The organism is Halomonas profundus, assembly GCF_020865425.1.
In the GTDB taxonomy this organism is placed as follows: domain Bacteria; phylum Pseudomonadota; class Gammaproteobacteria; order Pseudomonadales; family Halomonadaceae; genus Vreelandella; species Vreelandella titanicae.
This window is the reverse complement of record NZ_CP086344.1, coordinates 3,740,467-3,751,419: the sequence shown is the minus strand read 5'-3', so window position 1 is coordinate 3,751,419 and position 10,953 is coordinate 3,740,467. Positions and strand designations below refer to the sequence as shown.

General features: G+C 54.3%; 9 protein-coding genes. 5 read left to right on the top strand and 4 right to left on the bottom strand.

The genetic code is table 11. The features are described from left to right. The first annotated feature begins 53 nt into the window (after positions 1–53). Positions 54–1,574, top strand: a complete 1,521-nt coding sequence (exaC, locus tag LMS44_RS17145) for an acetaldehyde dehydrogenase ExaC (protein ID WP_278371504.1) — start codon at positions 54–56, stop codon at positions 1,572–1,574. A gap of 138 nt (positions 1,575–1,712) precedes the next feature. Beyond that, complete coding sequence (adhP, locus tag LMS44_RS17140; protein WP_022522296.1) at positions 1,713–2,741, top strand: alcohol dehydrogenase AdhP; 1,029 nt, start codon at positions 1,713–1,715, stop codon at positions 2,739–2,741. A gap of 76 nt (positions 2,742–2,817) precedes the next feature. On the opposite strand, the gene dauA is transcribed toward adhP, so the two are convergent. The 3 genes from dauA to LMS44_RS17125 all read right to left on the bottom strand — a co-directional run bounded on the left by dauA (position 2,818) and on the right by LMS44_RS17125 (position 7,392). Further along, the gene (gene dauA, locus LMS44_RS17135) at positions 2,818–4,566 is read right to left on the bottom strand and encodes a C4-dicarboxylic acid transporter DauA (protein ID WP_022522297.1); all 1,749 of its coding nucleotides are present in this window, start codon (positions 4,564–4,566) and stop codon (positions 2,818–2,820) included. 151 nt (positions 4,567–4,717) lie between these two features. Beyond that, the gene (betT, locus tag LMS44_RS17130) at positions 4,718–6,766 is read right to left on the bottom strand and encodes a choline BCCT transporter BetT (RefSeq protein ID WP_022522298.1); all 2,049 of its coding nucleotides are present in this window, start codon (positions 6,764–6,766) and stop codon (positions 4,718–4,720) included. A gap of 203 nt (positions 6,767–6,969) precedes the next feature. Beyond that, complete coding sequence (locus LMS44_RS17125) at positions 6,970–7,392, bottom strand: hypothetical protein (protein ID WP_022522299.1); 423 nt, start codon at positions 7,390–7,392, stop codon at positions 6,970–6,972. A gap of 149 nt (positions 7,393–7,541) precedes the next feature. On the opposite strand from LMS44_RS17125, the gene LMS44_RS17120 reads away from it, so the two are divergent. Beyond that, positions 7,542–8,492: an alpha/beta hydrolase gene (locus LMS44_RS17120; protein ID WP_498945820.1), complete on the top strand. Its 951-nt coding sequence runs from the start codon at positions 7,542–7,544 to the stop codon at positions 8,490–8,492. A gap of 13 nt (positions 8,493–8,505) precedes the next feature. Here the strand turns inward: LMS44_RS17120 and LMS44_RS17115 are convergent, their stop codons facing one another. Beyond that, positions 8,506–9,006, bottom strand: coding sequence for a hypothetical protein (locus LMS44_RS17115; RefSeq protein ID WP_022522301.1), 501 nt, complete (start codon positions 9,004–9,006; stop codon positions 8,506–8,508). Positions 9,007–9,372: 366 nt separating this feature from the next. On the opposite strand from LMS44_RS17115, the gene LMS44_RS17110 reads away from it, so the two are divergent. Together LMS44_RS17110 and LMS44_RS17105 are read left to right on the top strand one after the other, a co-directional pair. Further along, on the top strand, positions 9,373–10,386 hold the full coding sequence (locus LMS44_RS17110) for a Bug family tripartite tricarboxylate transporter substrate binding protein (RefSeq protein ID WP_022522303.1): 1,014 nt from the start codon (positions 9,373–9,375) through the stop codon (positions 10,384–10,386). A gap of 112 nt (positions 10,387–10,498) precedes the next feature. Next, positions 10,499–10,948, top strand: coding sequence for a tripartite tricarboxylate transporter TctB family protein (locus tag LMS44_RS17105; protein ID WP_022522304.1), 450 nt, complete (start codon positions 10,499–10,501; stop codon positions 10,946–10,948). The last annotated feature ends 5 nt before the right edge of the window (positions 10,949–10,953 follow it).

The window sequence follows — 10,953 nt, the reverse complement described above, 5'->3', positions numbered from 1 at the left end:
TGAACAACACTGTCAATGCACCTTTAATAATCATAATACTCAGGAGCAATACAATGATCTACGCCAACCCTGGTGATACCGGTTCTGTGGTGTCATTTGAAAAACGCTATGGCAACTATATCGGCGGCGAATTTGTTGACCCGGTGAAAGGCCAATACTTCGATAATATTAGCCCCGTCAATGGCCATGTCTTCTGCGAAATCCCCCGCTCAACGGCAGAGGATATCGATAAAGCGCTGGATGCGGCCCACAAAGCGGCACCTGCCTGGGGGAAAACATCCGCCCAAGAGCGCAGTAATATCCTGCTGAAAATCGCCGATCGTATTGAGCAAAACCTTGAAGCCCTCGCGGTGGCTGAAACCTGGGATAACGGTAAAGCCGTACGCGAAACTCTCAATGCGGATATACCGCTGGCCGTTGACCACTTCCGCTACTTTGCGGGCTGTTTACGCTCCCAAGAGGGCACCGCGGCAGATATTGACGCCAATACTGTCTCCTACCATTTTCACGAGCCGCTGGGCGTGGTGGGGCAGATTATTCCTTGGAACTTCCCAATACTTATGGCTGCCTGGAAGCTGGCACCTGCACTGGCGGCGGGTAACTGCGTGGTCTTGAAGCCTGCAGAGCAAACGCCTGCCTCGATTCTGAAGGTGATGGAAGTGATCGGTGATCTGCTGCCGCCTGGCGTGCTCAATATCGTCAACGGCTTTGGCGCTGAGGCAGGGCAGGCGTTGGCAAGCAGCAAGCGCATTGCCAAGATCGCCTTTACCGGCTCTACCCCTGTTGGCTCGCATATCTTGAAATGCGCGGCGGAAAACATCATTCCCTCTACCGTGGAGCTAGGCGGCAAATCCCCCAACATCTACTTTGCCGACATCATGAACGCCGAACCGACCTTTATTGATAAAGCAGTCGAAGGCTTGGTGCTGGCGTTCTTTAACCAGGGTGAAGTGTGTACTTGCCCGTCACGTGCGCTGATCCAAGAGAGCATGTACGAGGAGTTCATGGCCAAGGTCATCGAGCGTACCAAAACCATCAAACGCGGCAATCCTCTGGATACCGACGTGCAGGTGGGGGCTCAGGCCTCTCAAGAGCAGTTCGATAAAATCATGTCCTATATGGATATCGCCCGAGATGAAGGCGCGGAATTCCTCACCGGCGGTAATAAAGAGACCATGGACGACAGCATCAACGATGGTTACTACATCCAGCCCACGCTGCTGAAGGGTAACAATCAGATGCGCGTCTTCCAGGAAGAAATCTTTGGCCCGGTGGTGGCAGTCACTACCTTCAAGGATGAAGAAGAAGCGTTGGCGATTGCCAACGACACCGAGTTTGGTTTGGGCGCAGGCGTGTGGAGCCGCGATATCAACGTCGCCTTCCGCATGGGCCGAGGCATTCAAGCCGGACGTGTATGGACCAACTGCTACCACCAGTATCCCGCCCACGCAGCTTTTGGTGGCTACAAGAAATCTGGCGTTGGCCGCGAAACTCACAAAGTCGCCCTCGAACATTACCAGCAAACCAAAAACCTGCTGGTCAGCTACGACATCAATCCGCTGGGCTTCTTCTAACCCGCCACGTTTTTCTATGTATAGCTAGCCCACACCGCCCGGCATCAGCCGGGCGGTAATTGTCAGTCCCCTGACGCTGACTCTACCGATAAGAGCAGTGCTTAAACTGCCGTATCGAAAACTATTAGGAGTTGCATCATGGATAGCACAATGCGCGCGGCGGTCGTTCGTGAGTTTGGCCAGCCGTTGGTCATAGAAGAAGTTGACGTACCTCGCCCTAAGCAGGGCGAAGTGTTGATGAAAGTGGCGGCCTCTGGGGTTTGCCATACCGATTTACACGCCGCCCACGGCGATTGGCCGGTAAAACCCTCGCCGCCGTTTATTCCAGGGCACGAAGGCGTTGGACATATTGTGGCGGTGGGTGAAGGTGTTTCCCACGTCAAAGAGGGTGATCGTATTGGTGTGCCCTGGCTCTACTCGGCCTGCGGCTACTGTGAGCACTGTTTAGGCGGTTGGGAGACGCTGTGCGAGTCCCAGCAGAATACCGGCTACAGCGTTAACGGCGGGTTCGCGGACTACACCTTAGCGGATGCAGGCTATGTAGGGCGATTACCGGATGCCGTTGATTTTATTGAAATAGCCCCGGTGTTGTGTGCAGGGGTAACGGTTTATAAAGGCTTGAAAATGACCGATACCCGCCCCGGTCAGTGGGTGGTGATTTCGGGGATAGGTGGGCTTGGCCATATGGCGGTGCAGTACGCCAAAGCGATGGGGCTGAACGTGGCGGCTGTTGATATCGATGACGGTAAGCTAGCCCTGGCTGAGCGTTTAGGCGCCACGGTAACCGTTAACGCCATGAAAACCGACCCAGCGGCCTACCTGAAGAAAACCACTGGTGGTGCTCACGGGGCCTTGGTGACAGCGGTGTCGCCGAAGGCGTTTGATCAAGCGCAGAATATGCTACGCCGCGGCGGAACACTGGTGCTCAATGGCCTACCACCCGGCGACTTCCCGCTGCCAATCTTTAGCACAGTGCTCAATGGCATTACCATACGTGGCTCTATCGTTGGTACGCGCAGCGATCTGCAGGAAGCGCTGGATTTCGCTGCCGAAGGCAAGGTTAAGGCCACGGTCGCAACCGATACGCTGGACAATATCAACGATGTCTTCCAGCGCATGATCGACGGCAAAATCGAGGGTCGTATCGTGTTGGATATGGCGAGCTGACATCGTTCTAGTGTCGTATCTCAGGGGGAGGCAACTCCCCTTTTTAACTTCGGCAGTGTCACTGCTCAGGCACGATTTAATCCCCGCCGTTCCCCTGTTGGCCCAACCAACGGCGCGCCATTCGCTCTGCGTGGGCAAGGTTACTGACAACCGCTAACTGACCTGCTTCGCGCTTAATGCCCGCGCGTTTGAGTTTCAGCGCTATGCGCGGTGACAACCCTACAAATATTACCCCCACCCCATGCTCGCCCAGCTCGCGTCGCAGCGTATCCAGCGCCACCATGGCGGTGGTATCCAGGCTGGGTACATCGCGCATATCCAGAACGACGATTTTTACGCTGTGGTCAATCACTCTGAGTGTGGCAATGGCCTTTTCTGCTGCGCCAAAAAACAGCGGTCCGCTTATCTTATAAAGGGCTACTTCCGGCGGGAAGTGTTCGCTGGTGTTGGGTGCCGCCAAGCGTTGGGTATGAGTCAGCTGTGCCATTCGGCGAATAAACAGCGCGGCGGCTAGGCCAATACCCACGGCCACGGCAACCACCATGTCAAAAACAACCGTGAGTACGAAACAGATCACCAACACCCAAACATCGCTGGCGGGGGCGCTTTTCAGCGTATGCATAAAGTGGTGCGCCTCGCTCATGTTCCAGGCGATGATGAAGAGCAGGGCAGCCAGAGCGGCCATGGGTACATATCCCAGTACTCCCGCGAGCACGACCACGGCAAGTAGCACTACGACTGAGTGCACCACTGCAGCGATAGGTGAAAAGGCACCGCTTTTGATATTGGTCGCGGTGCGGGCAAGGGCCGCCGTGGCGGTAATGCCGCCGAAGAAGGGCACCACCATATTGCCCAGCCCCTGGCCAATTAGCTCGGCATTAGGATCATGGCGGGTGCGAGTTAAGCCATCTGCTACCACGGCACACAGTAGCGACTCAATGGCCGCCAGCAGTGCAATCGCCAGTGCCGGGCCAAGCAGAGCCTGAATCAGCGCAAAGTCGATCTCAAGCGGCGTGCCATCGGCACCAGGGAAATGCCACGGTGCGATAAAGCCAGGCGCGAAGGGAGGAATGCCACTGCCGCTTTCGCCCTGATACTCCCAGCTAAAGCGCGAGGCGATAGTATCGACCTCGACACCACCCACCAGCAGCAGGGCGGCAACCAGGGTACCCACCGCCAAGCCAACCAGCGGGGCAGGAACTGGCGTATTCAGGCGGGGCCAGATTAACAGCGTTGCCAAGGTCACAAGCCCGACGCTGATTTCAGCCAGTGACAGAGTGGGCAGTGCTCGACCAATCAGCATGAGGTTACGCAGAGTACTATCGCCGAGCTCGACCCCGGCCAAACCGAGAAAATCGGGCAGTTGCAGCAGCGCAATGACGACGCCAATGCCCGCTGTGAAGCCAAGAATGACCGGGTAGGGGACGTACTGAATCAGACTGCCCAGCCGCGACAGCCCCAGCGCGACCAAAATGGCGCCTGCCATAAAGGTAGCAATCAGCAGCCCGCCCAAACCATGATTGGCCACAATGGGGAATAGGATCACCACAAAGGCGGCGGTAGGGCCAGAGATATTAAACCGCGAACCGCCGGTCAAGGCGATCACCGCGCCTGCCACGATGGCAGTGTATAGCCCGTGCTGAGGTGGCACGCCAGTAGCGATGGCCAGCGCCATGGAGAGCGGTACCGCCACCACACCAATCGTCAGACCCGCCATTACATCCCGCTTGAATTTGGCCAGCGTATACCCTTCACGCCAGGCGTTTACTAACGCGCGGCCAGGCATCGGGAAAACGTATCCCGAAGATTGATGGACACGGGACATAGAGTCAGACTCCTAAAAATAGGGAAAACAAGCCATTACGCTACGCCTGCGGTGAAACTTGCACAACAAGTCGTTAGTCGCGGAGTCGTTCGCGCACAAAAAATCCCAGCCGCTTGGCTGGGATTTTTTTAGGCTAAGCGCAGATGCTTACTTATATCTGCGAGTCTTCAGGCGGTTCGCCGATGGTGCCAGGCATTGCCTGAACATGACCCATCTGCTCACCGGCCAAGGTGAGGAAGTGTAAGTGGCGCTCATACTCAGCCACCAAATCACCAATCACCTGACCACGGGTATAACCGTTAAGGTCTTTATCTTGTCCACCTTCCGCCAGGTAGACATCCAGACGTACATAGAAGTCATCATCGGCAGGGATGAAGCTTGGTGTGCGCATACGGTGCGGACACACTTGGTAGACAAAGCTGGTGGCGTCACCGAAGTCGACCTGGAGCGTCAGGTTCGGTAGCGACTCGCCCTCGACATGCTCTTCGGTCACATTGGCGGTTTGACCACGGCTTTCAAGCTCCTGAGCAAACTGGGTCATCGCTGGGCGAATGGAGTGCTCGATCGTCGCAGCGGCACCCGCACGATTAGAGGTATCCAGGGCGCGATCCAGGCGCTCTCGCCAGTCACCACCGGGGGCACCACCAGCAATCATGCGGCGTGCATCGGCTTTGCTACCTTCAAGTTTCAGCGCTTTATACATGCCCACCATTACCGCGAAAATCACCACTGAGAAGGGCAGTGCGGTTATAACGACGGCACTCTGTAGTGCGTTCAAGCCTCCGGCCATCAGCAGAGCAATGGTGATCAACCCTATCGTCGCAGACCAGAAAATACGCAGTTTCACCGGCGCATCGTGGTTCACGTCGCTCAAAATAGAGGTGAAGTTGGCCAGTACCAGTGCACCGGAGTCCGCTGAGGTAATAAAGAACACGATACCCAGCACGGTGACAACCGCCGCAGTTAGGCCGACATAGGGGTAGTACTCAAGCAGCGTGTAGAGCGTTGTTTGTGGGGTGTTAAGAGCCTGTTCACCCAGTTCGACAACGCCCTGGTTGGCCACCAGCTCAATGCCGCTGTTACCAAATACCGACATCCACACCATCATAAAGGCCAGCGGAATAAACAAGGCGCCTGCGACAAATTCACGAATGGTGCGGCCGCGGGAGATACGTGCCAGGAACAGACCCACAAACGGTGTCCAGGCAATCCACCAGCCCCAGAAGAAGATCGTCCACCACATCTTCCACTCTTGGGCGCCTTCATCGGCAAAGGCGTAGGTGTCAAAGCTTGCACCGACAAAACCGGATAGATAATCACCGGCGTTATTGACCACCTTATCCAGCAGTACCAGGGTGTCGCCTGAAAAGAGCACAAACAGCATCAGCGCCAATGCCAACAGCATGTTGAACTCAGAGAGGCGACGAATGCCTTTCTCAACGCCGGTTACCACGGAAATCGTCGCCAGTACGACCACCAAGACAATCAAAATCACCTGCACGGTGAGCGTTTCCGGTACGCCGAACATATAGGTGAGGCCGTAGTTGAGCTGCATCACCCCGATACCCAGGCTGGTAGCAATGCCGAACACGGTAGAAATAACCGCGGTAATGTCCACCGCGTTACCAATGGGGCCGTGGATACGCTTCCCTAGAATTGGGTAGAGCGCGCTGCGGATCGCTAGCGGCAGGCGATGGCGGTAGCTAAAGTAGGCCAGCGCCATACCCATCAACACGTACAGCCCCCAGCCGGAGAGCCCCCAGTGCAGATAGGTTTGGACGACGGCGTTACGCATTGCGGCCTGGCTCTCCGGGGTTAAATCCGGCGGTGCCAAATAGTGGGCCACTGGCTCGGCAACGCTGAAAAACAGCAGGTCGATACCGATACCCGCGGCAAACAGCATGGCTGACCAGGAGAGTAGCGAAAACTCGGGTCGGGAGTGGTCGGGCCCTAGGCGAATACTGCCAAAGCGTGACATGCCAATAGCAACCACAAAGACCAGGTAGGCAACAATCGCCAGCATGTAGTACCAGCCAAAGGTTTTGCTGACCCAGGCAAGCCCGGCATCAAAAAAAGCACCGGCTTGCTCGGTGAACAGCATGGTGAGTACTAAAAAGATAACGATACCCGCCACACTGCCGTGGAAAACCACGGGATTGAGGCGGTCGCGGGAGGGGAGGATGGGGTTGTCTTTCGCCATGCAGGCGGACTCCTGTTGTTGAAAGATGAATTTTTATTTTGAATGAACGTTCAAATAAAATACGCGATTAAGTGTCCCCCTTCAAGTTAACCTTCCTATTTGGGTTGAATTAGCGTGGAGTTATCAGCGTGCTGATGAAAGCGCAGACACAAAAACGCCCGGAAAACCGGGCGTTGGATCAAGGTTTGAGGCTTGGCCTGCGTTTATTCGCTGTCGGCGTTTTCGTCACTATTACCATCGTGATGGCCACGTTTGCCGTGCTTGCCACGATACTCTTCATGGGCTTCTTGCATGGCGTTGCGCAGTGCTTGCTGCTCTTCTTCTGTGAGAATTTCAGCTACCCGTTCGTGATGCTCTTCACGCAGTGCCTGCATGGCTTCGCGATGTTCAGCGTGTGCTTCGTTAAGCTCTGCCTGTTTCTCTGCTGAGATATCTGCACGCTCGTACACTTCCTGGCGACGCTCCTCCATGCGCTCTTCCATGCGTTCGCGATCAGGGCCTTGCCCTTCATGGTCACCGTGGCTATTTGCTTGAGCGGTAAACGCTAATGGAGCAATGGCGATAGCCAGCAGGGCGGGGGCTAACAGTTGGCGAATTGACATTTTCCTAGCACTTGAAACGTTCATAAGTACTCTCCTGATGAGTTGACGATGACAGTATCGCTAGGCGACGTGCAAACCGTTTGCAGATAGTGTGCAACAATCATGATCTTATTGGCTTGTTGCAGGTCGTAGTCGCTAGGTGAGGGGTCACCTACTTTTCAAGGAGAAGCATCATGTCGCGAACCGAGCAACTTCGCGTATGGCAGCAGCGTTGCGCGTTTACCTCTCTCCGCCGCGTGACTGGCCTGGGGGCCATTGCCTTAATGCTGAGTGCTTGTAGCGCTGCCCAACACGTTAGCCAGGGTGAGCCTGCGATTGAGAGCAATGCGCTGCGCGAACCCCAGCCTTTTACGCGCTTGTCACCTGCCACTTATACGCCCGAAGAGTGGCCCCAGGCGTTAACAGCTGATGTTTATCTACCCGACGACTCGCTCGGTGGGTTGCGACCTGCTGCCTTAGTTGTGCATGGAGGCGGCTGGCGTAATCGCACACCGGAAGATATGCAGAGCATCGCTGAGAGCTTAGCAGGGCAAGGCTATGTGGCGGTTAATATTGAACACCGCTTTGCGCCGGAGTATCGCTTCCCCAGCCAACTGCACGACTTGCAACAGGCGATGGCCTGGATTCACGCCAATGCCGATAGGTGGCAGGTGGATACGAGCCGTATTGTCGGGGTGGGGTTTTCATCGGGGGCGCATTTAGTGAGTTTGCTGGCAGTGGCGGGAGTAGAGGGGCCGCTGGCTGAACCTTACGGCGGTGAGCAGAGCCGTTTGGCTGCAGTATTGGCAGGAGGGCTACCTAGTGATTTGCTTAAGTTTGACGATGGACGCTTAGACGTCGACTTTATCGGCGGTACCCGCGCTGAAGAAAACGAAGCGTATCGCCTAGCCTCTCCCGCACGGCAAATTACTCCGCAGACGCCGCCATTTTTTCTGTTCCACGGCAAGTGGGATCAACTGGTGCCGGTGGATCACGCCACGGACTTCTATCAAGCCCTGCAGGAAAATAACATCGAGAGCGAGCTGTATCTGCAGCGCTGGCGCGGCCACTTCGCCAGCTTTCTATTCCGTGGCGGCGCCATTGATGCAGGCATTGCGTTTCTTAATCGGCAGGTCAATCCTTAACGGTTATACGTCATCAAGACATGGCCAATGACATCATTCCGATAACAGCGCCATCATCAAGATCCATCTGAGTGACGAGTTTGCTTAGTTGGCTCATAGCCTCTTGAAGCGAATTATTGAGGCTACTGATTTCCTGTTGCAGGGCGTCGAGTTTTGCTTGGCGTTGTTCATCGTTTAGGGACTTGTCGCGCATAACATCTTCAAGTTCCTGCTGTTTCTCCTTTAACTTTTCTCTATATTCAACAATTCGCTTTAGTAGTTCTTTAATCTCCTGCGGGAGATCGCTTTCATCGATTTTGGTGTTCTTCGCTTCCTGTGTGTTACCAGCCTTTTCTGAAGCTGAGGCGATGCCTCTAGCCACGGGCGAAAGATCCAAATGAATGCTGGTGTTGGCTTCTTCCTGGGCGGCGTTAGAAGTGACCGGTGTAGTTGTTACCTTCTCGGCATTTAACGGCTCACTACGTAAAGAATGTGCGTCTAAAGAAGCACTCCCGGTAGGTAAAGAGATGGTCATGGCAATCTCTCGTTAGTGTTAAGGGCTATTTTAAGCAGGCGCGACCGCGGCTACACAGGCTTGCTTAGATAAATAGGTTCAAAGCAGGCTAATAGTGTTATCGACAGCCCGAGACAATACTTTAGCTTACGCTAAGGAATACCTAGGTGACCTGGAAGTCAGTGCAATAGGGATAGCCATCATTGCTGCATGGCCATTGATGCAGGCATCACGTTTCTTAATTGGCAGGTAGTTAGCAGGGGTTAGACTTTAGTTGCGTTCTTACTTTATGCAAGGTTGGTGACAGTTTCGTGGGGTAGCGTCTTAAGCACACAAGGTAAGATCTGTGTCGAAAACCAAGCAAACTTATAAAAAGAGAGCCACGCTATGCTTAACACTTCCAGTGCTTCCTTATCGTTTAATATCAAATCGATATTGGTAGGGGCAACGGCCGCCATTGCCTCTCTATCAATGGCGCTTCCTGCTGTAGCTGACGACTTTCCTTCTCGGCCGCTCAACATGGTGGTAGGTTTTGGCACCGGCGGAAGTGCGGATCGTATGGCCCGCATGATGTCAGGGCCTATTTCCGAAGAGCTAGGTGTACCAGTACAAGTAACTAATCGCCCCGGTGCGGGCACTCAGGTTGCTTCTAATTACGTTCTTAACGTGCCTGACGATGGTTATACCGTCTATGCCTCGACATTTGCTCCTTACTTAACCAACTCGATCCTTACTGGTGATGCAGAGTTTAGTGTCGACGACTTTTCTTATATCAACTTCCAGTGGTTTGATTTGGATCTAATCGCTGCAAATAAAGACAGCGGTTATGAAGACCTGCCAAGCCTGCTTGAAGCGATCCGCGAAGAAGAGGGTCAAGTACGCGGTGCGGTGGTTCAAGGTTCTGCTGGTCACTTAATGGTGCGTTTGCTGCTTGATGAGGCAGGTATTCCCCAAGATAACCTCAACTTGGTGACCTATAACAGCGGCGGTGAAGCCCGTTCAGCGGTAGCGGGTGGGCAGGTGGATTTCGTCTCTATTAGTGCCCAGGGTAGTGAGGGAATCCGTGAGTTCTTAACCCCGTTGGCGATCGTAAGTGATGAGCGCATTGAACAGTGGGATGCACTCCCGATCAATGAAGCGCTGGCGCCGATGAATCTTGAGGTGCCCGTTCTTCAGGGCTCAATGCGCGGCTTTGCAGTGACCAGTGAAATGGAGCGTCAGCATCCTGAGCGTTTTGAGAAGATCTCCTCGGCTATTCAAAGTGCGCTTGCCCGCAAGGATGTTCAAGAGCAGCTTGAGCGCAACGAAATGGGCGGCGTTTGGGTAGGCCCAGAGCGCTCCAACGAGCTGATGCGCGAAAACTATCAGGTGTTTGAAAAGTACGCTCACCTGCTTAACTAATTTTCACGAACAGGTTTTTCACGACCAAGTTTTTCCGAGCAGTTTTTCCGAACTAATCCTTCCATGATAGCTGGCCCCTCACATTAATGAGGGGCCAGTATGGGGTTTTACCATGTCTGAATGTAAACGTGACTATGGGGACTTTATCGTTCTCATGGGTCTGGCTGGCTTTACACTATGGTATTTATTAGACGCCATTCGCGTATCCGCCACACCGCAAAACCTGCTGCTTATATTGCCACTTGCCGTTATCGTGTTAGCGATTATTGCACTCGAGTTGATCCTGCGTATTAAACACGGCTCGCTGTTTCGCTCCTCTGAAGAAGAACCGCTGCATAAAACATTACCTGTTGTGGGTCTCTTCGCCGTTTATGTGCTGTCGCTTGAAGCGATAGGCTTTGATATTGCCACCGTAGCGTTTCTGGCGCTTTTCCTGATCCTTAAGGGGGAGCGCAATTGGTTGTTGGTAGGTGGCTATAGCGTCGCTTTTGGGCTGAGTGTCGCGTTCTTTTTCTCGCAGATGCTGCCGTACCCTATGACACTGCTGCTGCTTCCAAGCTGAGGAGA